General features: G+C 33.4%; 26 protein-coding genes. 18 read left to right on the top strand and 8 right to left on the bottom strand.

Annotated features, from left to right (window positions below; all coding sequences use genetic code 11):
- Positions 1–107 precede the first annotated feature (107 nt).
- From AC4FRF_RS12510 to AC4FRF_RS12485, 6 genes are all read left to right on the top strand, one after another.
- The gene (locus AC4FRF_RS12510) at positions 108–875 is read left to right on the top strand and encodes a ParA family protein (protein WP_491159891.1); all 768 of its coding nucleotides are present in this window, start codon (positions 108–110) and stop codon (positions 873–875) included.
- 4 nt (positions 876–879) lie between these two features.
- Positions 880–1,782 carry a ParB/RepB/Spo0J family partition protein gene (locus tag AC4FRF_RS12505; protein ID WP_491159890.1) on the top strand — a complete coding sequence of 301 codons (903 nt, stop codon included), beginning with the start codon at positions 880–882 and terminating at the stop codon, positions 1,780–1,782.
- Positions 1,782–2,339 (top strand): DUF5683 domain-containing protein, encoded by a 558-nt coding sequence (locus AC4FRF_RS12500; RefSeq protein WP_491159889.1) that lies wholly within the window; start codon positions 1,782–1,784, stop codon positions 2,337–2,339. Before AC4FRF_RS12505 ends, AC4FRF_RS12500 begins: the two co-directional genes overlap by 1 nt.
- Before the next feature lie 55 nt (positions 2,340–2,394).
- On the top strand, positions 2,395–3,096 hold the full coding sequence (gene dapB / locus AC4FRF_RS12495; protein WP_491159888.1) for a 4-hydroxy-tetrahydrodipicolinate reductase: 702 nt from the start codon (positions 2,395–2,397) through the stop codon (positions 3,094–3,096).
- Positions 3,097–3,131: 35 nt separating this feature from the next.
- On the top strand, positions 3,132–4,712 hold the full coding sequence (gene lepB, locus AC4FRF_RS12490) for a signal peptidase I (RefSeq protein ID WP_491159887.1): 1,581 nt from the start codon (positions 3,132–3,134) through the stop codon (positions 4,710–4,712).
- Positions 4,713–4,797: 85 nt separating this feature from the next.
- Positions 4,798–5,418 carry a WbqC family protein gene (locus AC4FRF_RS12485; protein WP_491159886.1) on the top strand — a complete coding sequence of 207 codons (621 nt, stop codon included), beginning with the start codon at positions 4,798–4,800 and terminating at the stop codon, positions 5,416–5,418.
- A gap of 43 nt (positions 5,419–5,461) precedes the next feature.
- Here the strand turns inward: AC4FRF_RS12485 and AC4FRF_RS12480 are convergent, their stop codons facing one another.
- The 6 genes from AC4FRF_RS12480 to AC4FRF_RS12455 form a co-directional block, all read right to left on the bottom strand.
- Positions 5,462–6,508, bottom strand: coding sequence for an endonuclease/exonuclease/phosphatase family protein (locus tag AC4FRF_RS12480; protein WP_491159885.1), 1,047 nt, complete (start codon positions 6,506–6,508; stop codon positions 5,462–5,464).
- 44 nt (positions 6,509–6,552) lie between these two features.
- A complete protein-coding gene (locus AC4FRF_RS12475; protein ID WP_491159884.1) occupies positions 6,553–7,419 on the bottom strand; it encodes a rhomboid family intramembrane serine protease in 867 nt (288 codons plus the stop codon).
- Positions 7,420–7,451: 32 nt separating this feature from the next.
- Positions 7,452–8,198 carry a rhomboid family intramembrane serine protease gene (locus AC4FRF_RS12470; RefSeq protein ID WP_491159883.1) on the bottom strand — a complete coding sequence of 249 codons (747 nt, stop codon included), beginning with the start codon at positions 8,196–8,198 and terminating at the stop codon, positions 7,452–7,454.
- Positions 8,195–10,066, bottom strand: coding sequence for a DNA mismatch repair endonuclease MutL (gene mutL, locus AC4FRF_RS12465; RefSeq protein ID WP_491159882.1), 1,872 nt, complete (start codon positions 10,064–10,066; stop codon positions 8,195–8,197). The genes AC4FRF_RS12470 and mutL overlap by 4 nt, the downstream gene beginning before the upstream one ends.
- A 167-nt stretch (positions 10,067–10,233) precedes the next feature.
- Positions 10,234–10,806, bottom strand: coding sequence for a 6,7-dimethyl-8-ribityllumazine synthase (gene ribH, locus AC4FRF_RS12460; RefSeq protein WP_491159881.1), 573 nt, complete (start codon positions 10,804–10,806; stop codon positions 10,234–10,236).
- Between the two features lie 101 nt (positions 10,807–10,907).
- On the bottom strand, positions 10,908–11,681 hold the full coding sequence (locus AC4FRF_RS12455) for a tetratricopeptide repeat protein (protein ID WP_491159880.1): 774 nt from the start codon (positions 11,679–11,681) through the stop codon (positions 10,908–10,910).
- A gap of 243 nt (positions 11,682–11,924) precedes the next feature.
- On the opposite strand from AC4FRF_RS12455, the gene recF reads away from it, so the two are divergent.
- From recF to AC4FRF_RS12395, 12 genes are all read left to right on the top strand, one after another.
- Positions 11,925–13,004: a DNA replication/repair protein RecF gene (gene recF / locus AC4FRF_RS12450; protein ID WP_491159879.1), complete on the top strand. Its 1,080-nt coding sequence runs from the start codon at positions 11,925–11,927 to the stop codon at positions 13,002–13,004.
- A gap of 172 nt (positions 13,005–13,176) precedes the next feature.
- Positions 13,177–13,566 carry a rhodanese-like domain-containing protein gene (locus AC4FRF_RS12445; protein WP_491159878.1) on the top strand — a complete coding sequence of 130 codons (390 nt, stop codon included), beginning with the start codon at positions 13,177–13,179 and terminating at the stop codon, positions 13,564–13,566.
- 22 nt (positions 13,567–13,588) lie between these two features.
- Positions 13,589–14,266, top strand: coding sequence for a DUF2461 domain-containing protein (locus AC4FRF_RS12440; RefSeq protein ID WP_491159877.1), 678 nt, complete (start codon positions 13,589–13,591; stop codon positions 14,264–14,266).
- Between the two features lie 79 nt (positions 14,267–14,345).
- Positions 14,346–15,407: a glycosyltransferase gene (locus AC4FRF_RS12435; RefSeq protein WP_491159876.1), complete on the top strand. Its 1,062-nt coding sequence runs from the start codon at positions 14,346–14,348 to the stop codon at positions 15,405–15,407.
- A gap of 105 nt (positions 15,408–15,512) precedes the next feature.
- Complete coding sequence (murB, locus tag AC4FRF_RS12430) at positions 15,513–16,565, top strand: UDP-N-acetylmuramate dehydrogenase (RefSeq protein WP_491159875.1); 1,053 nt, start codon at positions 15,513–15,515, stop codon at positions 16,563–16,565.
- A gap of 109 nt (positions 16,566–16,674) precedes the next feature.
- Complete coding sequence (locus AC4FRF_RS12425; RefSeq protein WP_491159874.1) at positions 16,675–17,781, top strand: glycosyltransferase; 1,107 nt, start codon at positions 16,675–16,677, stop codon at positions 17,779–17,781.
- Entirely contained in the window at positions 17,772–18,326 is a 555-nt protein-coding gene (locus AC4FRF_RS12420; protein WP_491159873.1) for an RNA polymerase sigma factor, read from the top strand. The genes AC4FRF_RS12425 and AC4FRF_RS12420 overlap by 10 nt, the downstream gene beginning before the upstream one ends.
- Before the next feature lie 254 nt (positions 18,327–18,580).
- Positions 18,581–19,147: a hypothetical protein gene (locus AC4FRF_RS12415; protein ID WP_491159872.1), complete on the top strand. Its 567-nt coding sequence runs from the start codon at positions 18,581–18,583 to the stop codon at positions 19,145–19,147.
- Positions 19,148–19,852: 705 nt separating this feature from the next.
- The gene (locus AC4FRF_RS12410; RefSeq protein WP_491159871.1) at positions 19,853–20,704 is read left to right on the top strand and encodes an energy transducer TonB; all 852 of its coding nucleotides are present in this window, start codon (positions 19,853–19,855) and stop codon (positions 20,702–20,704) included.
- A 194-nt stretch (positions 20,705–20,898) separates the two neighbouring features.
- Positions 20,899–21,798 carry a lipoyl synthase gene (gene lipA / locus AC4FRF_RS12405; protein WP_491159870.1) on the top strand — a complete coding sequence of 300 codons (900 nt, stop codon included), beginning with the start codon at positions 20,899–20,901 and terminating at the stop codon, positions 21,796–21,798.
- A gap of 74 nt (positions 21,799–21,872) precedes the next feature.
- A complete protein-coding gene (gap, locus tag AC4FRF_RS12400) occupies positions 21,873–22,874 on the top strand; it encodes a type I glyceraldehyde-3-phosphate dehydrogenase (RefSeq protein WP_491159869.1) in 1,002 nt (333 codons plus the stop codon).
- The gene (locus AC4FRF_RS12395) at positions 22,875–25,055 is read left to right on the top strand and encodes a tetratricopeptide repeat-containing hybrid sensor histidine kinase/response regulator (protein WP_491159868.1); all 2,181 of its coding nucleotides are present in this window, start codon (positions 22,875–22,877) and stop codon (positions 25,053–25,055) included.
- Here the strand turns inward: AC4FRF_RS12395 and AC4FRF_RS12390 are convergent.
- Positions 25,052–25,864 (bottom strand): purine-nucleoside phosphorylase, encoded by an 813-nt coding sequence (locus AC4FRF_RS12390; RefSeq protein WP_491159867.1) that lies wholly within the window; start codon positions 25,862–25,864, stop codon positions 25,052–25,054. The genes AC4FRF_RS12395 and AC4FRF_RS12390 overlap by 4 nt on opposite strands.
- Entirely contained in the window at positions 25,836–26,861 is a 1,026-nt protein-coding gene (gene lpxK / locus AC4FRF_RS12385; protein ID WP_491159866.1) for a tetraacyldisaccharide 4'-kinase, read from the bottom strand. Before lpxK ends, AC4FRF_RS12390 begins: the two co-directional genes overlap by 29 nt.
- Positions 26,862–26,879: the final 18 nt, after the last annotated feature.

The raw sequence follows: 26,879 nt of genomic DNA, 5'->3' as shown, positions 1-26,879 counted from the left end.
TTAATCCCTCAAAACATCCCTAATCAAGCTTTAACAAATGTTAACAAAATAGATTTTTAGAAACAATAATAAATTGTATTTTTACCGTTCAAAATTATAGAAAATAAATGGGCAAAATCATTGCGATTGCTAATCAAAAAGGAGGAGTTGGAAAGACTACATCATCTGTAAATCTTGCCGCTTCTTTAGGTGTTTTAGAAAAAAAAGTATTATTAATTGATGCTGATCCTCAAGCTAATGCTAGTTCTGGATTAGGTATTGATGTGGAAAGTGTAGAAATTGGTACTTACCAAATTCTAGAACACAGCAATACTCCTAAAGAAGCAGTAGTTCAATGTTCAGCACCCAATGTTGATGTTATACCTGCTCACATTGACCTTGTGGCTATCGAAATCGAATTGGTCGACAAGGAAAACAGAGAGTACATGCTTAAAAAAGCATTAGAAAGTGTCAAAGACGATTATGATTTTATTATTATCGACTGCGCCCCTTCTCTTGGTTTATTAACATTAAACGCTTTAACAGCTGCCGATTCTGTAATAATCCCTATCCAATGCGAATATTTTGCTTTGGAAGGACTGGGTAAATTATTGAACACGATAAAAAGTATTCAAAAAATCCATAATCCTGAATTAGACATTGAAGGTTTACTTCTTACAATGTATGATTCCAGATTGCGTTTATCCAATCAAGTTGTAGAAGAGGTGCAAAAACATTTTAACGATATGGTTTTTGAAACCATCATTCAAAGAAATGTAAAACTAAGTGAAGCTCCAAGTTTTGGTGAAAGCATCATTAACTATGATGCCACTAGTAAAGGCGCAACGAATTATTTACATCTTGCTCAAGAAATTATAAAGAAAAACATCCAATAATTTTATGACGAAAGCAATAAAAAAACAAGCCTTGGGAAGAGGTTTATCTGCATTATTAAAAGACCCAGATAACGATATCAAGTCTGTAGAGGATAAAAATGCTGACAAAGTTGTTGGAAATATTATTGAGCTTGAAATTGAAGCAATTGAAATAAACCCTTTTCAACCTAGAAGCAATTTTAACGAAGAATCTTTAAAAGAATTAGCTACTTCCATCAAAGAATTAGGTGTAATTCAACCTATTACGGTTCGCAAATTAGATTTTAACAAATACCAATTAATTTCAGGGGAGCGTCGTTTACGCGCTTCTAAATTAGTAGGATTAACAACTGTACCCGCTTACATTAGAATTGCAAATGACAACGAATCATTAGTAATGGCTTTGGTTGAAAATATTCAACGTCATGACTTAGATCCTATTGAAATTGCACTTTCTTACCAACGTTTAATAGACGAAATCCAATTGACTCAAGAGCAAATGAGTGAACGTGTAGGTAAAAAACGTTCTACTATTGCCAATTATTTGCGTCTTTTAAAACTGGATCCGATTATTCAAACTGGTATCCGTGATGGTTTTATCAGTATGGGACACGGTAGAGCTATTATAAACATTGAAGATTTAGATGCACAAACTGATATCTACCAAAAAATTGTAAGTCAAAATTTATCCGTTCGTGATACTGAAACTTTGGTAAAAAACTACCAAGAAAGTTTAAAACCAAAAGCTGCTGCTACGAAAGCTAAAACAGCTTCTTTTGATATTGATGACAGTCAAAAAAGAATTTTTAATACCTATTTTGGAAACAAAGTAGACATTAAAGTCGCTAGCAATGGAAAAGGAAAAATTACAATTCCATTCCTTTCTCAAGAAGATTTTAATCGAATTATAGAACTAATAAAAGGATAGTGAATAAAAATATTTTCATAGCACTATTTCTTTTAATCTTGGGCAATACCGCTGCATTGGCACAAAAAAAATCCCAATCAGTAGTTGCAAAAGATACTTTAAAGTCAATCGATATTGATCCATTAACTCCCGCAAAAGCAGCTTTTTATTCAGCTGTTTTACCTGGTTTGGGTCAGGCTTACAATAAGAGATATTGGAAAATACCTTTGGTTTATGGTGCCATTGGAACGAGTCTTTATTTTTATATCGACAGTAATAAAAAATACCATCAGTTTAGAGATGCATACAAAAGAAGATTAGAAGGATACACGGATGATGAATTCTCTTATTTAGATAATAGCCGATTGATAGCCGGGCAAAAATTCTACCAGCGTAATCGTGATTTATCTTCTTTATTTGTTGTAGGTTTTTATGTTTTAAACATTATCGATGCCAATGTTGATGCGGCATTAATGCAATTTAATGTTGACGATCGTCTGTCTGTAAAACCTACACTTTATCAAAACAATCTGAATTACAAAACAAATGTAGGGCTCACCCTAAATTATAACTTTTAATCACCTACAAAAGAATTGATCAAATCAATCTTTTTAATTTAAAATAAAAACACAAATGAAAATTGCGCTCTTAGGATACGGAAAAATGGGACAAGTAATCGAAAGAATTGCTCTGGAAAGAGGTCATGAAATTGTTTTAAAAAAAGACGAATTCAATACCTATGATGGACTTTCAACTGCTGATGTAGCTATTGATTTTAGTGTTCCTATGGCAGCCGTTGACAATATTTCGGCATGTTTTAACAACAATGTTCCTGTAGTTTCTGGAACAACTGGATGGCTAGACCGTTATGATGAAATGATTGCTTTATGCAAAGAAAAAAACGGTGGCTTTATCTCTAGTTCTAACTTTAGTTTAGGTGTCAATCTATTCTTTGGACTAAACGAATATTTAGCTAAAATGATGGCTAAAATTGAAGGTTATAAAGTAAGTATGGAAGAAATTCACCACATCCATAAACTAGATGCCCCAAGTGGAACTGCCATTTCATTAGCTCAAGGAGTTATTGAAAACAGCGAATACAGCAAATGGACACTAGATGGAGCTCAAGAGAAAGAAATCCATATTGAAGCTGTTCGCACAGGTGAAGTTCCGGGAACTCATACAGTAACTTATGATTCTGGTATTGATAGCATCGAAATCAAACATACCGCTCACAATCGTGAAGGATTTGCACTAGGTGCTGTTATTGCTGCTGAATGGTTAGCAGGAAAACAAGGTATCTTTAGTATGAGAGATGTACTTAATATTCAATAATTAAAATCCAAACTAACCCTTAATTCAAGAGCATTATGACACTATATCAATGGTTTGTATTCTTTCTTTTAATCCAAATTGTTCACTTTTTAGGAACTTGGAAACTTTATGAAGCAGCTGGAAGAAAAAAATGGGAGGCAGCAATACCAGTATATAATGCAATTGTATTAATGAAAATTATAAGTAGACCTACTTGGTGGACCTTATTGCTTTTCATCCCTATCATCAATCTAATCATGTTTCCAGTTATTTGGGTAGAAACCCTAAGAACTTTTGGAAAACGCAGTCAGTTAGATACTTTTTTAGGAATTATTACTTTTGGATTCTACATCTATTACATCAATTACACTCAAAAATTAGACTATAACGCTGAAAGAAGCTTACACCCAACTAATAAAACTGCCGATACCATTAGCTCTCTTCTTTTTGCTATTATTGTTGCCACTTTTGTACATACTTATTTTGTACAACCTTACACTATTCCAACTTCTTCTTTAGAAAAATCATTATTAATAGGCGATTTTCTCTTTGTAAGCAAAGTAAATTATGGTGCAAGAGTTCCAATGACAACGGTAGCTTTACCAATGGTACACGACTCTATTCCACTGACCAAAAGAAAATCTTATTTAAATTGGCCTCAATTGCCGTACTTTAGATTACCAGGAATTGAAGATAAAATCAAACGTACTGACATCGTAGTATTCAATTGGCCAGTAGACACAGTACATCGTTTCTTTGAATCAAAAGGATCTCCTGGAGTTATAAAACCTATTGACAAAGAATCGAATTACGTAAAAAGATGCGTTGGAATACCGGGTGATAGCTTAGTTATAAAAGACGGAATAGTATACATTAACGGAAAAGTATTAGAACTTCCTGAACGTGCAAAACCTCAATTTTCTTATGCAGTAGGTATTGACCCAAAAAATCCTCCAGTAAACTTTGAAAATCTATTAAGAGAAATGGATGTCACGGATGGTGTGGGGATAAATGAATCCAAAGACACTCTTTATTTTAGAGCGTTAACAGCTGCTAGTGCCGAAAGATTAAAAAATACAGCGGGTATTACTGCTGTGAAAAGACAAATAAGCAGAGGAACTGAACAAGGTATTTTCCCTCACATCAATAAATGGAATGCTGATAATTTTGGCCCAATTTACATTCCTCAACAAGGAAAAACAGTTCCACTTACATTAGAAAGTTTACCATTTTACAAAAGAATTATCACCACTTATGAAACAGATGATAATGGTAATAAAAACGATTTAAAAGTAACTGGAAACGAAATCCGTTTGAATGGAAAAGTAGTGAACAGCTATACTTTCAAACAAAATTACTACTGGATGATGGGTGATAACCGTCATAATTCAGAAGACAGCCGTTATTGGGGTTATGTTCCTGAAGACCACATTGTAGGAAAGCCAGTTTTTATTTGGTTAAGTTTAGACCCTAACGGAAAAGGATTGAACAAAGTGCGTTGGGACAGAGTTTTTACTACTGTTAGCGGTGAAGGTCAGCCTCAATCTTATTTCAAAATCTTCTTAATCCTATTAGCCGCATTTTTTGTAGCTGAATATTTTTCGAAAAAAAGAAAAGAAAAAAAAGAAAACATATAGTTAAATAGCTAAAAGTCAAAAGTCATAAAGTATTTATTTTATGACTTTTGACTTTATGAGTTTAAAACTTTAGACCAATCAACAAATGAAAGCCTTACTACATCCCTCTTATTTCCCATCGATTAGCCATTTTGTTGCTATGTTGCAATCGGATAGTATCGTATTTGAAATGGAAGATAATTTTCAAAAACAAACCAATAGAAATCGAACGTATATCTATAGTCCTAATGGGATACAGCTTTTAAATATCCCCATAAAACATTCGAAAACGAGCCATCAAAAAACAAAAGATATCCAAATAGAAAACGATTTTGATTGGCAAAAACAACATTTTAAATCTCTGGAAGCAGCTTACAGAAGTTCTCCTTTTTTCGAATTTTTCGAAGATGATTTTGTTCCTTTTTTCGAAAAAAAGCATACTTTCTTAATGGATATGAATTTTGAAGCATTGGAAATCATCTCAAAATGCATGCGTACCAAATTTAATTTTGAAACTACTTCAGAATATTTCCACGAAATCGAGGACAAAGAGATTTTAGATTATCGCTTTTTGATCAATGGAAAAAAAGATTCTTCAGTTTTTGAACCCTACACTCAGGTTTTTGATGATAAATTTGGCTTTATCAACAATCTAAGCATTTTGGATTTGCTTTTCAACGAAGGAAAATTTACAGTGGATTATTTAAAATCGCAGCAATTAGTATAATTTTTCTGGAATTTGGAATTTTATAAATTGGAATTTCTGAATTTTAATCCAAAGATAATTTGGCCATTATAGGAAAGTGATCTGAATTTTCAAATTCTGGAAAAGTCTCAAACTTTTTTACAGTCATTTGTCTATCGGCAAAAATATAGTCTATTCTGGCCGGATAATACTTAAAACGATAGGTTTGACCAAAACCTTTTCCAGCTTCTTCAAATCCATCTTTTAAGCTTCCTTTGATGATGCGATACACATAAGAAAAGGCACTATTATTCATGTCACCGCAAATAATAACAGGATAAGGACAATCTTTTAAATTTTCCTTTAAAATCTCTGCTTGTTGCTGTTGCTGTTTGAAAGCCTTGCTAATCCTAATAAACATCATTTGGGATTTCTCTTTGTTAATCACATCGATATTTTCGGAAATCTCGTCTACATCAGGCGAAATTTTAATAGACTGCAAATGCATGTTGTACACACGAATAATATCCTTTCCTTTCTTAATATCAGCATAAACAACGTTATTACTGGAATTAGGAAAAACAATTTTACCTTGTTCGATAATTGGGAATTTAGAAAAAATTGCCTGACCGGTCTTAATCTGATTTCCATCCATAAAAATGGTACGATGTGGATAGACTTTTAAATCCAGATGCCCAGAATTAGAATATTCCTGGACACATAAAATATCAGGATTTTTTTCATTTATGAATTCCAAGATGGTTTCAGGAACATCAGCCTTGTCCTGCCATTTAAACAAATTAAACAAGCGAACATTATAACTCATGACCACAAAATCTTTTTCACTTTCTGGATACTCTTTAGACGAAAATTTATAAAACTTATTGATAAACGTAATTCCTATCAAAAGAACCAAACCTGACATAATCATTCTTTTTTTGAATTGGATGGCCCAATACACAAAAAAAAGACTGTTCAAAATGAAAAAAAAAGGCATAAACAAAGTCAACACCGATAGAAAAGGGAAGATTTTTGGTGCCAAAAAAGGCAACACATAAGCGATAAAAGTAACTACGATGAGGACAATATTTAAGAAAAACATTCCTCTATTGAACCATGAAAGATTTTTCATTTTACTTTATTTAATGTCCGAAGTTTACAAATACTTCAAAACAATTATTTCCCTGATTTAAATAAAAAATCCTTTTCTTCTTTTGTTAAACTATCATAACCTGATTGACTAATTTTATCTAAAATTTCATCAATTTGTTGTTGTGTTTTATCTTTTGTTACAATTCTAGAAGCCGTTCGCTTCTCCACTGGTTTAGAATAATTCTTATGCACTTTCTTAAATGGTGTCGATTTTGATCTTTTAAAACCATTGGCAAAAAAATCAATAATCTTTGTAACCAGCAAACTCATATCAGTTCCATTTTGCAAAGCTTTAATATAAACAAAACCAAAAAAAGCTCCTGCTAAATGCGAGATATGTCCGCCCATATTCTCTAAACGAAGTTGCATCAAATCTAGTATAAGCAACACCGCAGTAATATGCCATAATTTGACATTTCCTATCAACAACAAGCGCACTTGCATTAAAGGTTGGTAAGTAGTTGCAGCCATCAAGATAGCCATAATTGCAGCCGAAGCGCCTACAATTGCGGTATTAATCCCCATAAAATAATAGCTAGCCACAAAAACAACTCCAGCAAAAACAGCACTCAAAAGATACAATCCCAAAAACTGCTTTTGAGTAAAAAAGGTTAAAAACAATTGACTGGCAAAGTTCAAAACCATCATATTAAAAACCAAATGCCAAAACCCTTCATGGAGAAAAGCATAAGTCAAAAAAGTCCAAGGTTTATATATAAAATCAGCTGGATTGGTGGACAAAGCAATCCAAGATGGGAATGAAAAAGAACCCACTTGAAATTGGTAGAAAAAAATTAATGAAATCAAGAAGCAGGCTATATTCCAATAGATCAATCTATGAGCTACGCCTCCTAGTTTGTATTGTAATTTTAAGTCGTCAAAAATATTCATTTACTCTTTTTTAATTTAATTCTTATCTACTATTAATTCCAACGATTGTTATTAAATTGATTTTTTTTCCAATACCACATAATTAAGAAACCTACTAAGGCTCCGCCTACGTGTGCAAAATGTGCAATTCCAGGTCCACCAAAAATAGATTGTCCTGACACACCTAAATACAAATCGATTAGAACCAAACCAGGTACAAAATACTTTGCTTTTATTGGTACAGGAATAAACATTAATGCCAATTCGGCATTTGGAAACATAAAAGCAAAAGCAACTACAACTCCATATATAGCACCAGAAGCTCCAACAACGGTTCCTGCAAAAGCACTAATAAAATTTTGGTATTCTGAAGGTGTTAAAATAGATTGCCATTCGGTATTAATCTTTCCTTCGTTTAAAAGCTGTAAAATATCCGCTCTTTGAAATCCATGTTCTCCTAAGATACCTATTGCATCATTAAAATAATAATAGTTAATCCCTGTGTGCAATAAGGCCGCACCTAAACCACAAGAAATATAAAAAAACAAAAACTTATGACTTCCCCAAAAATGTTCTAATGCTGAACCAAAAGAATACAAAGCAAACATATTGAAAAAGATATGCATAAATCCACCATGCATAAACATGTGCGAAATAATTTGCCATCCATGAAAATCTTGGTTTTCTGGAAAATACATCGCTAACATTTGATACGCTGGGTCACCAACTACCAATGTTCCAATAAAAAATAAAATATTAATTATTACTAATTGTTTTACCGTTTCGGTTACATTCATCATAGTGCAAATTTTTTATCTAAATCTTCCACACGCATCGTGATGAAAGTTGGTTTCTGAAAAGGAGAAACATTAGGATCTTTGCAGGCAAAAAGCCCATTTACTAAATTCTCCTGTTCTTTTATGGTTAAACTTGTTCCTGTTTTTACTGCTAAACTCTTTGCCATCGACTTAGCGATAGTATCGTTTTGACTAAAACTATTTTCTGGTATTCCGTCTTGCAAATCACTTAATAATTGTTCCAAAACCATCGAAATTTCACTTTCGGTCACATTTACTGGAATTCCCGAAATTACCACATGATCGTCATTAGTTTCTTCAAAAACAAATCCTGTATTGACCAATGAAAGTTTGAGTTCGTCGATTAGTTCCATTTCGCTTGACGAAAAATACAAATTCAATGGAAATAACAATTGCTGACTCGATGCTTGATGCACGGTCATATTCGTTAAGAATTGCTCGTACAAAACACGCTGATGCGCGCGCTGCTGATCCACAATTACCATTCCAGATTTTATAGGCGAAACAATATATTTTTTATGAATTTGATACACATTCTGAACTGCGTGCTCTACTTCTTCGTCGTTAAATAACGAACCTGTTACCTCTTCGCTTTCAAATGAAATCTCATTACTTTCAGTTGAAAATTCAGGCTCTTGTTCTAAACCTACATACAAACTTTCCCAACTGGATGTTGATGCCGGTTTTCTATAGCTTGAACCCGATGATCCCGAAGCCGCATAATGTTTGTTGACTTTATCATCTGAAAATGGATTAAAAGTACTATCTACCTGAATAGTAGGCACTGCTCCTTCCAAATCTTTGTAATGATAAGGCGTATCCAAATTAGCATCTCTGTCAAAGTCTAAAACTGGTGCCACATTAAACTGCCCCAAACTATGTTTGATAGATGCTCTTAAAATAGCATACAAAGCACTTTCGTCATCAAACTTGATTTCTGTTTTGGTTGGGTGAATATTGATATCAATAGAATTAGGCGGAACCGACAAATACAAGAAATAACTGGGTTGCGCTCCATCTTTCAAAATTCCGTCATAAGCCGCCATTACTGCATGATGCAAATAACCACTTTTTATAAATCGGTCATTGACAAAGAAAAACTGTTCGCCTCTATTTTTTTTGGCAAATTCAGGCTTGCTAACAAATCCTTGAATTGTAACGATTTCGGTTTCTTCCTGAACGGGAACTAATTTCTCATTGGTTTTTCCCGAAAAAACATTCACCACTCGCTGTCTTAATGTCGAAATGGGTAAATTGAACATTTCACTACCATTATGGTAAAAGGTAAAATGTATGTTCGAATGTGCCAAAGCCACACGCTGAAACTCATCTATAATATGTCTATATTCCACCGTATCCGACTTTAAGAAATTGCGTCGGGCAGGAATATTAAAAAACAAATTTTTAACTGCAAATGAAGTTCCTTGAGGCAACACTGCCGATTCTTGAGAAACAAACTTACTCCCCTCAATAACAATTTGGGTTCCCAGTTCGTCCTGATCTTGTTTGGTTTTCATTTCCACATGCGCAATCGCAGCAATAGAAGCCAATGCCTCGCCACGAAAACCTTTAGTATGCAGTGTGAACAAATCTTCGGCATGACGGATTTTAGAAGTGGCATGACGCTCGAAACACAAACGCGCATCGGTAACGTTCATTCCTTTTCCATTATCAATTACCTGAACCAATGATTTTCCGGCATCTTTTATAATCAACTTAATATCCGTTGCATTAGCATCTACCGCATTTTCAAGTAATTCTTTCACTACCGAAGCAGGTCTTTGAACCACTTCTCCAGCAGCAATTTGGTTAGCAACATGATCAGGAAGTAATTGGATGATACTCGACATTTTTTTAGTATTCAGTTTACAGTAATTAATATTCAGAAGATAAGTAAGGCAAGCAAATTTAATAAATTTCTATCGGCTTTTAGGTCATCCCCACTCATAAATAAAACAAAAAACCTACACTATTTCCAACAAATAGTATAGGTTTCATTCTGAATTATTTAGTTTTTTTATTCTTTTAATTCTAAAGGTGTCCCTTCGTCTAATTGAATTGCTCCTGAAGTCAATAAGTTTGGAGCATAATCATGCGTTAAAGAAGCTTGTTGACGTATATAAGCCATTTTAATCGCTGCAATCGCCGCTTCAGTTCCTTTGTTCCCATGAATCCCTCCACTTCTATCAATAGATTGCTGCATGGTATTATCGGTCAAAACACAAAATATAACCGGAATATCCGTTTGAACATTCAGGTCTTTAATACCTTGCGTTACACCTTCACAAACAAAATCAAAATGCTTCGTTTGTCCTTGAATTACACAACCAATAGCAATTACTGCATCTACTTTTTGAGTTTGCAACATTTTTTTGGCACCATAAATCAACTCAAAACTCCCAGGAACATTCCATCTAATGATATTTTCAGCCGGAACTTCATTGTCTAAAAAAGCTTCTTCGGCTCCTTTATACAAACCTTCTGTGATGTTTTCATTCCACTCCGAAACTACCACTCCAAAACGAAAATCTTTCGCACTTGGTAGTGTATTCTTATCGTAAACTGATAAATTTTTATTAATCGTTGCCATAATCAAATTAAATTTTAAAACTTGAAATTATAAATAAAAATTGGTGATTACAAGTATTTAATTTCTTGTAATCACCAATTTATCTAAATCTTAATTTATTATTATTGAGATAAACCAATCAAAGCTTCAACAGCAGCAGCTTCTGGAGCATTTTCATAATTCTCTTTAATATCTGTAAAGTATTTTAAAGCTTCTTCTTTGTTTCCTAATGCCAAAGCGGTTTTTCCTGCTTTTAACAAGAAACGTGGTGTTGTATAATCATTTTTATTAGATTCAGCTGCTTTTACATAATTCTCTAAAGCTTCTTTAGGTTGTTTGTTTTCAGCATAAGCATCTCCAATAGCTCCTTTTGCCAAAGCGCTTAAAACAACATCTTCTGATTTGAATTTACCTAAATAATCAATAGCCTCAGTAAATTTTCCAGTATTCAAATAAGCAATACCTGCATAATAATTTGCTAGATTTCCAGCTGAAGTTCCTGAATACTCATCAGCAATTTTAAGGAATCCAAATTTTCCTTCTGAACCATTTAATGCTAATTTGTATAAAGAATCGCTTGCCACACCGTTAGCCGCTTGCTCAAAATTTTGTTGTGCCACAAACATTTCGCTCGCCGCTTCTTCTTCTTTAGGCTCAGAAATAAACTTTTGAAAAGCCAAATAACCTACTGTAAACAAAGCAATCGCTCCTACTACACCAATAATGATTTTTTGGTTTTTAGCAACCCAGTCTTCCGTTCTTGATGCAGTTTCATCTAATTTAGAAAAAACCTCAGCCGTTGTACTGTTTTTTTCGTCAATTACCACTTCTTCTACTGTCTCTTTTACTTCTTTCTCTTTTGGTGCTTTATATCCTCTTTTATTGTACGTAGCCATTTAAAAATAATTTAGTGAACCGCAAAAATAAAATTTTTATTCAAACCCACGCAAAAAAACAGAAATTTTATATCTAAATCGAAAATATTTTTATTTTAATTCATTTTCAACAAATTCTAGGCTATTTTTTTTGAAACAGAAAAATCCCAAAAGCCTTTTATATCGATATTTTTCAATAATTTGCAGCCTTTTTTAAAAGCCAATTCAAAAACAGCAAATTCCTCCATAGCAGCAAACTTTAAAATGTATTTAAAAAAAATCTCTTTATTCAATTACAAAAATTTTTCGGAAGCCACTTTTGAGTTTGATGGCAAAATAATCTGTTTTGTGGGTAAAAACGGGATTGGTAAAACCAATGTTCTAGATGCCATTTATCATTTGTCTTATGGAAAAAGCTACTTCAATCCTCTTGCAGTTCAAAACATCAAACATGGCGAAGAGTTTTTTGTTATTGATGCCGAATTCATCAAAAACGAAAGAAGCGAACAATTAGTTTGCAGTTTAAAAAAAGGGCAGAAAAAAATATTAAAACGCAACGGCAAGGCTTACGATAAATTTTCAGATCATATTGGATTTATTCCGCTCGTTATTATTTCGCCCGCCGATAGAGATTTAATTATTGAAGGTAGCGAAATCCGTCGCAAATTCATTGACAGCATCATCTCGCAATTGGACACGCAATACCTACAACAGCTCATTCAATATCAAAAAGTAATGAGTCAGCGCAATGCTTTGTTGAAATATTTTGCTTTGAATCATGTTTTTGATAATGACACCTTATCTATATATAATGAGCAATTGGACAATTTTGGAAAGTATATTTTCGAAAAAAGAAAAGAATTCATCGCCGAGTTTATTCCGATTTTCAATGCACACCATCATGCTATTACAGATTCGCAGGAATCAGTACAATTAGTTTATGAAAGTCATTTATTTGAAAACGATTTATTAACGCTTTTACAAGAAAACATCAACAAAGATCGTGCATTGCATTACACCAGCGTGGGAATTCACAAAGATGATTTGGCTTTTGAAATCGACAATCATCCCATCAAGAAATTTGGTTCACAAGGACAGCAAAAATCATTTTTAATTGCGTTAAAACTGGCACAATTTGAGTTCTTAAAAAAACAAAGTGGCGTGAAACCCATTCTATTGTTCGATGATATTTTTGACAAACTGGACGAAACTCGAGTAGCCAAAATTGTAGAAATGGTCAATTCCGATACTTTTGGTCAGCTTTTTATTTCCGACACTCATCCGGAAAGAACCGAAGCCATTGTAAAATCGACACATCAATCGTATAAGATCTTTAACTTATAATTTTTTTAACCACAAAGAACACAAAGTTTTCCACAAAGAGCACAAAGTTTTTTTAGCTAATAAAAAAGGAAAAATCCATTTAAATCGGTGAAATTCGTGGCAAAAAAAATTCACATACTAAAGAAAACCTATCCTTTTTGATTATTTTTGATACTATTAAAATTAAAATTCGATGAAATTCAAATCCTTACTATCGCTTATTATTTTATTTACTATAATTTCTTGTCAGAGTCAAAGTTCTGAACCCATTAAAACTGTTGAAGTAGCTGCTTTCGCAAAAGAAATAAAGACAACTGAAAAACCACAACTTTTAGATGTCCGCACTCCAGAAGAATTTGCCGAAGGACATATTGACAATGCTCTAAACATCAATTGGCTTGGCGACCAATTTATTCAAGATGCCGAAAAACTTGATAAAGACAAAGCTGTGTATGTGTATTGTAGAAGCGGAAAACGAAGCCTGAAAGCCTCTGAAAAACTAGCTGAATTGGGTTTTAAAAAAATCTATAATCTTGATGGTGGTTATTTAAAATGGAGTACCGAAACTGCAACAGCAAAATAAAAAATTAAAAAACGACACCTTTATGCTTACTAAAGAATCACTACAATTTCTGGACGATTTAAGAGAAAACAACAACAGAGAATGGTTCCAGGCTAACAAAAAAAGATACGAACTCTTCAAAAAAGACTACCACCAATTGGTTGCTGATTTTTTAGATGCCATGAAACCTTTGGATCCTTCTTTAGAAATGCTGGAAATCAAAAACTGTACGTTCAGAATCAATCGTGATATTCGTTTTTCTAAAGACAAATCACCCTATAAAGCCCATTTGGGAATATGGTTATCTTCTGGCTTTAAAGGACTCAATCGCGCAGGTTATTATGTACACATTGACAGAAATGGTTCTTTTATTGCCGGTGGTTTCTATGCGCCAGAAGCCGAAGATTTAAAGAAAATCCGAAAAGAAATTGTTTTTTTTCACGAAGACTTAGAAGCCATCTTAAACGAACCTAATTTTAAAAGAGAGTTTGGTGATTTTAGCCGCAATGAAAAAAGCGTACTTAAAAACCCACCAAGAGGTTACGAAAAAGAGCATCCTGCCATAGAATTATTAAAATTAAAAAGTTTTGAAACGGTACAAAAAATTGACTTTTCAGAAGTGACTAAAAAAGATTTTGTTTCAAAAATGACTCAAAAATTAATCCTTTTAAAACCTTTAAACGAATTCATGAACCGTGCTCTGGAAACAGAGGAGTTTTAAAAACAATGCTAAAATTTCGCTACGAATTCACCAATTCATCTAAAAATAATTTGTGCATTCGTGGCAAAATAAGTCTTTAATGAAAAAAAGAAAAATACTTTTTCTTGGAGAATCCTATCGTGCCGACGCCATTACTTGGATGAACGGCCTAAAAGAATTTGGCGATTTTGAAATCATCACTTGGGAATTAAAAACACCAAATAATTCTTTTTTGAATCGACTGCTGCGTACACTGGAATTCCTATTGGCAATTTTTAACATCAAAAAAAAAATTCGACAACAGCAACCCGACATGATTATTGCCGAAAGAACCACCAGTTATGGTTTTCTAGCAGCACTTTCGGGATTAAAACCAGCTGCCATTGCACAACAAGGAAAAACCGATTTATGGCCTGAAGATGCTATTACAATTCCGTTTAAAAAAATGATTCAGAATTACGCTTTCAAAAAAGCCACACTTATTCATGCTTGGGGTCCAATAATGGCTGAACACATGAAAAATTCTAAAGTGGATATGACCAAAATTTTGATTTTGCCAAAGGGAATTGATTTAAACAAATTTGAAAACAAAAACAATTCTAATTCCAATAAAATTCAGGCTATTGTTACGCGTTCCCTTTTACCCGAATACCGACATGATGTTATCTTAAAAGCATTTGGCATTTTACATCAAAGAGGAATTGATTTCAGTATAACTATTATTGGAGATGGCAAACAACTTTATTCTTTGAAAACCCTAGCTAAAGAATTAAACATCGAAAACAAAGTAATTTTCACAGGAAGAATTCCCAATACGGAACTCCCTAAATTACTTCAAGAATCCAATATTTACATCAGCATGCCTGTAACCGAAGGCGTTTCGGCTTCTTTATTTGAAGCCATGGCTTGCGGTTGTTATCCCATAGTTTCTGATATTCCAGGAAATCAAAGTTGGATTCAACATCGCGAAAACGGTCAATTAATTACAATCGACGATATTGAAATGTTGGCTGAAGAGATAATTTGGGCTTTTGAGAATACAAGTATTCGAAACCAAGCCGTTACAAACAACCGCAATTTCATTGGAAAACAGGTGAATTACAAAACCAATATGAAAATTATTGCGGACAAATACCATGAATTAATAGATTCTAAAAAATAATTTAACCGCAAAGTTCGCTAGGTTTTCACAAAGAATACAAAGCTTAGCGAACTTTGCGCAAACTTTGTGTCTTTGCAGTAAAACCAAAAATTATAATTCTTACTTTTGAACCTTCAATTCACGACTAAAAAAGCACTTTCTTTTATGGAAATTCTAAATCATTTTTCTTTAAAAAAATACAATACTTTTGGCATTGAAGCCAAAGCCAAACAATTTGTTGCTGTTCATTCGGTATCCGAATTGAAAACGATTTTAGAACAACATCAATCAGAGAAAAAATTCATTTTAGGTGGCGGCAGTAATATGTTACTGACCCAAGATATTGATGCTTTAGTGATTCATATTGATTTAAAAGGCAAAAAAATCATCAAAGAAGACGATGATTTTGTTTGGATTGAAGGACAAGCAGGTGAAAACTGGCATGAATTTGTGCTTTGGAACATCGAACAAAATTTTGGTGGACTAGAAAACATGTCGCTCATTCCAGGAAATGTTGGGACAACTCCAGTTCAAAACATTGGTGCATACGGAACTGAAATTAAGGACACTTTTGTTTCCTGTGAAGCTATGAATATTGACACTCAGGAAATGAGAACTTTTACCAATGAAGAATGTCATTTTGGTTATCGCGAAAGTATTTTTAAGCACGAAGTTAAAGACCAATTTATTATTACTTCGGTAGTTTTTAAATTAACGAAACGCAATCATAAAATCAATACTTCTTACGGAGATATTTTAGCCGAATTAGAAAAAAACAACGTTACAATTCCTGGATTAAAAGATGTAAGCAACGCCGTAATAGCCATTAGACAAAGTAAATTACCTGATCCAAAAGAACTGGGAAATAGCGGCAGTTTTTTTAAAAATCCTATTGTTTTAAAAAGTGACTTTGAAGCCATTCATAAAAAGTTTCCGGAGATGAAATATTATGAAGTTTCGGCAACCGAAGTTAAAGTTCCTGCCGGCTGGCTGATTGAGCAAGCTGGCTTTAAAGGAAAACGCTTTGGCGATGCTGGAATTCATAAAAACCAAGCTTTGGTTTTAGTGAATTATGGCAATGCTACAGGACAGGAAATATTAGCCGTTTCTAGGGATGTTCAACAAACGGTTTTTGAGATTTTCGGGATCCAAATTGAAGCCGAGGTTAATGTTATTTAATCCTAAAAATAAGGCTGAAAATTTTCTTTTAAAATTCATATTGTATCATTTTCAAATCTTAATTCTATTCATACCTTTGCACTCGATTTAAACAACCCATTAAACACTGATGCTTATACTGATTCTTTACTTTTTTATTGCTATTGTTGCTATTCAAATTGCGTATTATTTAGGTGTTTTTGGGAAATTTGCTTTCGCCAAAGCACAAAAAATAACACCCAAAAGAATTCCTATTTCTGTTATCGTTTGTGCCAAAAATGAAGAAGAAAATGTAGCAAAATATGTTCCCTTATTAGCGGAGCAAAACTACCCTGATTTTGAGATCGTTTTAATCGATGATGCATCGAGTGATAATACTTTAGAACTTTTTGAAGCATTCGAAAAACAATATTCTAACATTCGTCTCGTTAAGGTACAAAACAATGAAGCATTTTGGGGAAATAAAAAATATGCACTAACCTTAGGCATCAAAGCAGCTAAGAAAGAATATTTATTATTTACGGATGCCGATTGTTACCCAACATCTAAAGATTGGATAACCGCTATGAGTTCGCAATTTACATTACATAAAACGATTGTTTTAGGATATGGAGGCTATGAAAAAATTGCCAATTCTTTCCTAAACAAAGTAATCCGTTTTGAAACGGTACTTACTGCAGTTCAATACTTTTCTTGGGCAAAACTAGGACATCCTTATATGGGTGTAGGTCGAAATTTAGCCTACAAAAAAGAAGAATTCTTTAATGTAAACGGGTTCATCAACCACATTCAAGTACGCTCAGGCGATGATGATTTGTTTATCAACGAAGCTGCTAAAGGAAGCAACACCACAGTAGCTTTTATGCCTGAAAGTTTTACCTATTCGGCACCAAAACTGTCTTTCAAAGATTGGTTTACCCAAAAAAGAAGACATGTAGCTACGGCAAAACATTATAAAATGGTGGATCAATTGCAGTTAGGGTTCTTTTTCAGCACGCAATTATTGTTTATTGTTTTTGCTACAATCTTATTATCTTTCCAATTCCAATGGATATTAGTATTGAGTTTGCTTGGTCTTAGGTATTTATGCGCTTGGATTTGCATTGGATTCTCGGCAGGAAAACTAAAAGAAAAAGATATTAAATTTTGGTTCCCCATTGTAGAATTAGCACTTATTTTTACACAAATAAATGTATTCCTAACTAATATTTTTTCAAAACCAGTCAATTGGAAATAAGCAATCAAATAGAAAAAGCAAAACAAGGAGACCAAACGGCCTTCACTTTTCTGTTGAATCAGTATTGGAACGAAGTCTATGGATTCATGCTCAAACGCACGGAAAACGAGACCAATGCCGAAGACATTACCATTGAAACTTTTTCAAAGGCTTTTGACAAAATCGCTACTTACAATCCTGAATTCCAATTTAATACCTGGTTAATTTCTATTGCCAAGAATGTGTATATTGACATGCTTCGTAAAAGAAAATCAAGTCTTTTTGTGGAGATTACCGAACAGGAAGACCAAAAAGCCTACAACATTGCCGACACCAGTCCTTCCAAAGAAGACGAGCTAATTACCGAACAAAACCTGTCGCAATTACTCCAATACATCAAGGAATTAAAACCGCATTATCAGGAAGTTATCCAACTGCGTTATTTTCAGGAAATGAGCTACCAGGAAATAGCCAAAAAAATTGACGAACCCCTAAACAACGTCAAAGTAAAACTCCTAAGAGCTAAGAAATTATTAGCTGAAATTATCAATAACCACCGTAGATAACATTTTTTAGTTTTTAAAACCATTAAGGAATTTAAGTTACATTAAGAGATTTTTAATGTAGTTGCATTTTGTATTGTATTTACTTTTATACAAGTAAGAAAAGTTTTTATATTTGTATTTTGCAATTAGAAATAATACGCAAAAAAACTAAAACATGCGCATAACATAACAATAAAGAATATAACTAGTTTAGTTTATGCATGTATAAACGAGTTTGCGGTAATTTAGTCTGAAACGTCACAAATCAATAAAGTATGGGAGTTTTTGTTTTTTGTCTAATGCTTATAATCTTTTCAATTGGAGGTGGAATATTATATTTAATTTACTTGCCTTTCAAAATATACCTTAAAAGAAAGCAAAAACTCTCACATGAATTGAGTCGGAAAATAAATATAGCTTATATTTTAACTATTCTATTCGCAATAGTATATATAACTTATGACTCACTTTATCCTTCTGAAAGCTTTTATGCGGAAGAATTTAATACAGTGACTTTAAGAGAACTTCCAGAATCGGCTGAATTCATCGAAAAATCAGCTTCTTACCCTGATTTTAAAGGAGAATATTGCTCTAGTTCTCAAATTAAATTATCTAAACCTGATTATGAAAAGCTTTTAAAGGAACTAGAAGAAGACAAAAGAATTACTGAAGAAAAAGAAATTATTAGTTTCTCAGAATTCAAAAACACGTTAAAAGAAAAAAAAGAAAACAAGATAATTAAAAAGTTTACGCGAAAAATTGCGGGAGAAGAAGATCATTTTTTGAACATTTTTTTCTATAATGATAAGCAAACTATCTTTGTTAATATTTGTGTAACATAACGAAACTACCACTAAGCCCGATAGCGCAAAAATACTTTCCGTGCCCGCAACAATGAGCAAATAACGCAAACAAAATACTTTGTGGAGTTACCGGATGAGATTCCTCGTTCCTCGCAATGAACAGGATTGTGTTAAAGGCGGAAATGTTTTCCCTACCCAAACCAATTAATGAATTCACCTAACTTTTAAAAATCATAGATACGCCTACTAAAACTATAGGCGAGCATATAAAAACCAAAGGCAAGCCTACATAAAACATAGGCGATGCCTTCAAAATAGTAAGCACGCCATACTAAAACTATAGCACTCCTACCTAAAACATAGGTGTTACCTTTAAAAATTACAGCCACGCTTACCTAAACTATAGGCATGCCTACCTAAATCATAGGCAGTACATTCAAAAACAGCAGGCATACCTAATAAATTTGTAGCCACACCTAGCTAAACTATAGGCAATGCCTTTAAAAACAATAAGCAAGCCTACTATTAGCATGGTACGTCTGGTCAATAGCACAAATAAACTATCAATCCCCACAATGACAATCCTATTTATTCATAGCTAGGAACTAAATTTAAAATTATTCTAAATTATTTTCAAAAACAGTACAGAATTTACATATAAATTTATTATCTTAATCCTTTCTAAATAAGAATACCACATACGCTTACGATTTAACTGAATTCTTAACCATTAAATCTATAATTATGTCACACCACAGTCTTTATGAAAGCAAATGGATTAACCTAGTTTTCGAAAACAGAAACAAAGAGTACGGCGCTTTTCAACTGCGCAAGGAGACCACTAAAACTTCTTTTCAAGCTCTTTCTTTGGGAATTTTATTGTGCACTACCCTTATTGTACTGCCCAATTTATTAAGTCATCCTAGCGAAATTTCGGTTCCCAGTGTTCCGGATTGGAAAGAAACCGTAATTCAGTTGCAAGACATTTACTCGGCTGAAAAAGAAGAAGCAGCACCTGCTCCTGCATTATCTGAAGTTAAAGCACAAACGCCAAGCGATGTGATTGACAAAAAACAGCTCATTAATCCAGTGGTAGTAAGTGCACCGCAAGCTAATGCAGATGTTGAGTTCACTATGGATAAACCAATACCAAAAGACTTAAACCCAGATGGAGTGGTGATAGCAGGATCAAGCACAGGAACCTCTGATGGAGTTGGTACTGGAGTTGGAAACGGAAATGGAACAGCTATCGGCAATGGAACTGATGGAAACTCTTCGGATGTTATTATCAATGAGGTGTTAGATAAAAAACCACAATTTCCCGGAGGAATTGAAAAATTCTATCGCTATGTTGGGAATAATTTCAGAAGCCCATTTCTAGATGAAACTAAAAATGTGCGTATCTATGTTTCTTTTATAGTCGAAAAAGACGGTAGCATGAGTACTATAAAAGTACTTAATAAACCAGGACAAGCCTTAGAGAAAGAAGCCATTCGTGTTTTGAATTCTATAAAAGTAAAATGGACACCTGGAATTTACAATTCAAAACCCGTAAGAACGGCCTATAACTTACCGATTATCGTACAAATTAATTAAACCCTTTTTTTTGATAAACCAAAAAGCAGCTTTCGAGCTGCTTTTTTTAAATAATCCTTTCAAGGATTTTACCATACTATACCTTTGCTACATAAGCTCTTTTATTTTTATAACAAATCCAACAAAAAGCTTGATTACATAAAACAATGCTATTAAATGAACATTACGTATATTTGTAGCCTTAAAATTGATTTATGGAAACTGTTTTAGATACTACTACACCGATTGCAAAACAAGGCGCAGCCGAACAGAGCATAGCTAAACCAAAATGGTTAAAAGTAAAATTACCAATCGGAAAAAAATATACAGAACTTCGTGGCTTAGTTGATAAATATAGCTTAAATACCATTTGTACCTCTGGAAGTTGTCCTAATATGGGCGAGTGTTGGGGAGAAGGAACGGCTACTTTTATGATATTAGGAAATACCTGTACGCGTTCTTGTGGTTTTTGTGGAGTTAAAACAGGTCGTCCGGAAACAGTTGATTGGGACGAACCAGAAAAAGTAGCTCGTTCTATAAAAATCATGAACATCAAGCATGCTGTAATTACCAGTGTGGATCGTGATGATTTAAAAGATGGTGGTTCTATCATTTGGATTGAAACCGTAAAAGCCATCCGTAGAATGAATCCTAATACAACTCTAGAAACATTAATTCCTGATTTTCAAGGCATCGAAAGAAATATTGATCGTATTGTGGAAGCCAATCCAGAAGTAGTATCGCACAACATGGAAACCGTACGCCGATTGACTCGTGAAGTCCGTATCCAAGCTAAATACGACAGAAGCTTAGAAGTATTGCGTTATTTAAAAGAAAAAGGCATCAACAGAACCAAATCTGGAATCATGCTGGGATTAGGTGAAGAGGAAGAAGAAGTATTCCAAACCATGAGAGACCTTCGCGCTGCTAATGTTGATGTGGTAACTATTGGTCAATACTTACAACCCAGTAAAAAACATTTACCCGTTAAGGAATTTATCACTCCAGAACAATTTGCTAAATACGAGCAGTTTGGTTTGGAACTAGGTTTCCGTCATGTAGAAAGCGGCCCATTAGTTCGTTCTTCATACAAAGCACAAAAACACATATTATAATAAAGTTTATCTGGTTATTCGGTTATTTGTGTAACGATTAACCAAATAAACAAATAATCAAATAAACGATACAATTGAAAACAAGAATTGCCATCAATGGTTTTGGTCGAATTGGTCGAAACCTTTTTCGTCTACTATTAAATCATCCTGAAATTGAAGTCGTTGCTATAAATGATATTGCCGACACTAAGACGATGGCTCATTTAATCAAATACGACAGTATCCACGGTGTTTTGCCTCAAACCGTAATTGCCGATGAAAAAGGATTTACAATTGATAGAACACATTTTTTGTTTTTCCACGAAAAAAGTATTGCTAATCTGAATTGGAAAGATTTAAATATTGATTTTGTAATTGAATCAACAGGAAAACATAAAACTTACGAAGCTCTAAACGAACATATTATTGCAGGAGCAAAAAAAGTAATTCTTTCAGCGCCTTCAGAAGTTGATACCATAAAAACCGTTGTTTTAGGAGTTAACGAACATATTCTTGATGGAACAGAAACAATCATCTCAAATGCTAGTTGTACTACCAACAATGCAGCTCCGATGATTAAAATAATCGATAAATTGTGCGGAATAGAACAAGCTTATATTACCACTATTCACTCCTTTACTACGGATCAAAGTTTACACGACCAACCGCATAAGGATTTACGAAGAGCCAGAGGTGCCAGCCAATCTATTGTTCCTACAACAACAGGTGCAGCTAAGGCATTAACAAAAATTTTTCCTATCTTAGAGGGCAAAATTGGCGGATGTGGTATTCGTGTTCCCGTTCCAGATGGTTCATTAACTGATATTACTTTTAATGTAAAAACAGCTGTAACGATAGAAGAAATCAACAAAGCTTTTAAATTAGCTTCGCAAAATGAACTCAAAGGAATTCTAGATTACACCGAAGATCCAATCGTATCGGTAGATATAGTAGGAAATAGAAATTCTTGCTTATTTGATGCTCAACTGACTTCTGTTATTGATAAAATGGTAAAAGTAGTTGGCTGGTATGATAATGAAATTGGATATTCATCGCGCTTAATAGATTTAATACTTTTGACCAAACCAACTAACTAAATGAAATTACAAATCAAGTTTTATCTGATTTTAGTTTTTTTATTTAATGCAACTCTGTATTCTCAAAAAGAAGAAACGGATAGTGTGGTCTTTTACAATAGTCAGGCAAATGCAAACATAAAAGCAAACAAATACAAAGAAGTTTTTCTTTATACCCAAAAAGCAATTGATTACGCCCGAGAAAATTCAAATATTAATGAGCAAGCCAAACAAACGGCTAAACTGGGCAGACTCTATTACAGCTTAAAAAAATACGATGATGCCGTTGAAAAATTATCAGAAAGCATCAGCATATTCAAGACTCTTAGTCCTTCTGCGGATTATGCTAAAGCCTATTATTATCTTAGCCTAGCCTATATAGGAAACACCAATTTCAGAGCTGCCGAAATTTGCATCAACAAAACAGCTGCAATCTCTAAAACACTACAAATAAAAGACAATGATGATTTAATCAATCTTCAAAAAGCGATTATTTACAGCGCTAATAAAAAATATGATAATGCGACTTCATTATTCAATTCAATTATTGCTAAAGCTGATTCTCCTTCTATTTTAGATATGAAAGCAGAAGCTTTGTATCAAATGGGACTCATAGAAGAACATAACAACCGAAACAACCTAGCGTTAAACTATTTCAACAAAGCCTTAGACTTAAATGCTAAAAATCAAAATCTAGATCAAAAATCCAATATTTTACTAGCCATTAGCACTGTTTACGACAAAATGTTGGATAAAAGCAATGCTTATTCTTATTTAAAATTACATCTTAATTTAAAAGAAAGTATTGCTATTGCACTCAACGAAAAATTAGGTATTAACGATTACGAAGCTTTTAAAGAAAACCAAAAAAGACAAAATTTAGCCCGTCTTGATAAGAAGAAAAAAGAACAAGAAAAAACCCAAAGATTCTCCAGATTAATCAATTATCTATCCATTGCATTAATTGCTATTCTCTCGATGTTGAGTTTTTCATTGTACAAAAACAACCTCATCAAGAAAAAAACCAATCTTTTATTACAAGAAAAAAATAACGAGCTCATTAAGGCCAAAGAAAAAGCCGAAAAAGCATCTAATGCCAGAGCCGATTTCTTATCCACAGTGAGTCATGAATTAAGAACGCCGTTGAATGCTATTAACGGAATTACCCATCTTTTATTAGAAGAAAACCCTAAAAAAACGCAGTTGCATTATCTAAGTTCTTTGCAATATTCCGGTAATTATCTCACTGCTTTTATCAATGACATTTTAGAAATCAATAAAATCGATTCGAACAAAGTAGAATTAGAACACATCCATTTTGACCTAAAAAAATTATTGGAGGATATCAAAAATTCTTTACTTGAGGTGGCAACAAAAAATCGGAATGAGTTTGTACTTGAAATTGATCCTGAAATACCTAGTAATTTAATTGGCGATCCTATAAAATTGTCTCAAATTTTCATGAACCTGATTAACAATGCGCTCAAATTTACCAAAAATGGAAAAGTAAGCATTGTAGCCAAACTGAAATCTTTCGAAAATCAAAAAGCAGTCGTATCTTTTGAAGTAATCGATACCGGAATTGGAATTCCAGAGGAGAAACTGGAAACTGTTTTTGATAGTTTTTCACAGGGTTCCACTGAAATTAACCGAAAATATGGTGGTACAGGTTTGGGTTTAACTATTGTAAAAAAGTTACTAAACTTATTAAATAGCGATATTCAATTAAAAAGTAGCGTAGGCGAAGGTTCTACTTTTTCGTTTGAATTAGACTTAAAAGTAAGCGATAACCAAACAGTAGCCGAACCTAAAAAAGAAAATTCTTTTGATATATCTAAAATAAAAGGCAAAAATATTTTGGTAATTGAAGACAATAAAATCAACCAAATGATTACCAAAAGAATGCTTGAAAACAAAGAAATTCTTTGTGAAGTGATTGATAATGGAGAAGATGCAATCGAAGCCGTTAAACTTAATACTTACGACTTAGTCTTAATGGACGTCCATTTACCTGGAATAAACGGTACAATTGCTACGCAAGAAATCAGGAAATTTGACAACAAAACGCCCATTATAGCCATGACAGCCATTTCATTGAATGAAAATAGAGAAATGCTGCTTTCTTTTGGAATGGATGATGTAATTACAAAACCATTTATCCCAAACGATTTTTACAAATTACTATTAAAACACTTAAGTTAGCAATTCAAGATTAATTCTTTAATTAACATGCGTACTTTGGGTTCAGCTTTTTTAGCTGCTTCTAAAACTTCGTCATGTGAAATCGTTTCAATACTTTCTTCATTACCCATATCAGTAATTACACTAACTCCAAAGGTCTCTAAATCCATATGACGTGCTACAATAACTTCCGGAACTGTAGACATTCCTACACAATCGGCACCCAGAATTTTTACCATTTTATATTCAGCTAAGGTTTCAAATGTTGGCCCTTGTAACCCCAAATAGATTCCGTTTTTTACCTCTATTTTGTTTTTCTGTGCCAATTCTTTTGCCACAGCTATCATTTTTTTCGAATAAGGTTCGCTCATATTAACGAATCTTGGTCCAAAACGCTCGTCATTTTTTCCACGCAACGGATGCTCTGGAACCATATTAATATGATCATTTATAAGAACAATATCTCCGACTTTATAATTCGGATTCACTCCGCCCGAAGCATTAGAAACAATCAATTTTTGAACTCCTAAATATTTCATGACACGAACCGGAAAAGTAACTTCCTCCATCGAATAGCCTTCGTAGTAATGAAAACGACCTTGCATGGCCACTACTTTTTTAGTGCCAATGGTTCCAAAAATTAAAGCTCCCTTATGTCCTTGAACCGTAGAAACAGGAAAATTAGGAATATCAGCATAAGGCAAACTAAATTCAATTTGAATGTCATCCGTAAAATTCCCCAAACCAGAACCTAAAATCACACCATATTCAGGAGTAAAATGTGTTTTCTCTTGGATATAACTAACGGTTTGCTGTACTAGTTCCCACATAATTTTTTATTTTTTTATCAAATTGATCTGCCGCCGACAGAAACGAACTTTGTATTGGTAAGTAAAAAAGCTCTTCGCTAGGCAAACTTCCTTTTAAACGAACATAGTCTTTTTCGGTAGTAATGATAATACTGTCTTTTGCTTTAAGAACAATTTCCTGAATGTCATTCTCTGAAAAATGATGATGATCGGGATAAGTCAAACAAACATCTTTTCCATTTTTTAAATACGTAAAAAATGGTTCTGGCTTTGCAATTCCTGCCAAAAGCAATTTCTTTTTCTCTTTAATTTCACTTACTACAATTTTCTCATTTTCAGAATAAATGTAATTATCATAAGCGATACAGCTAAAATAAACCTCTTGATTGTTCGTTAATTTTAGCCTCTTTTTTATAAAAAGTTGTTCTGATTCGGAAAGATTTGACGGACATTTAGTTACAACAATTATATCGGCTCTTTGAGCACCATTCCTGCTTTCACGCAAATTGCCTGTTGGTAACATAAAATCATCAACATAGATATCGCCATAAGCCGTAAGTAGAATATAAAATCCGGCTTTTACTTTTCGGTGTTGATACGCATCATCGAGTAAAATAACTTCTGGTTTTTCTGCCTGTTCTAATAATTGTTCAATACCATTTTTACGATTCGCATCAACAGCCACTTGGATATTGGGGAACTTTTGAAAAAACTGAAAAGGCTCATCCCCTAAGATTTCTGCATTCGCATTGGCATCAGCCAAAACAAATCCTTCTGATTTTCTTTTATATCCACGACTTAAAGTAGCTACTTTATATTTTGGCGAAAGCAAACGAATTAAGTATTCTATTTGAGGCGTTTTACCCGTTCCACCTACACTGAGATTACCCACAGCAATTACAGGCAAATCAAACGAGTAAGATTTCAAAACTCCTTTATCAAAAAGAAAATTTCGAATACTGGTAATCCAACCATATAAAATAGCAAAGGGAAAAAGTATTTTTCGAAGTACATTCATACTACGAAAGTATATTTT

Source organism: Flavobacterium sp. ST-158 (assembly GCF_058309975.1).
The sequence above is the reverse complement of the archived record's forward strand: the minus strand, read 5'-3'. Positions and strand labels throughout refer to the sequence as shown.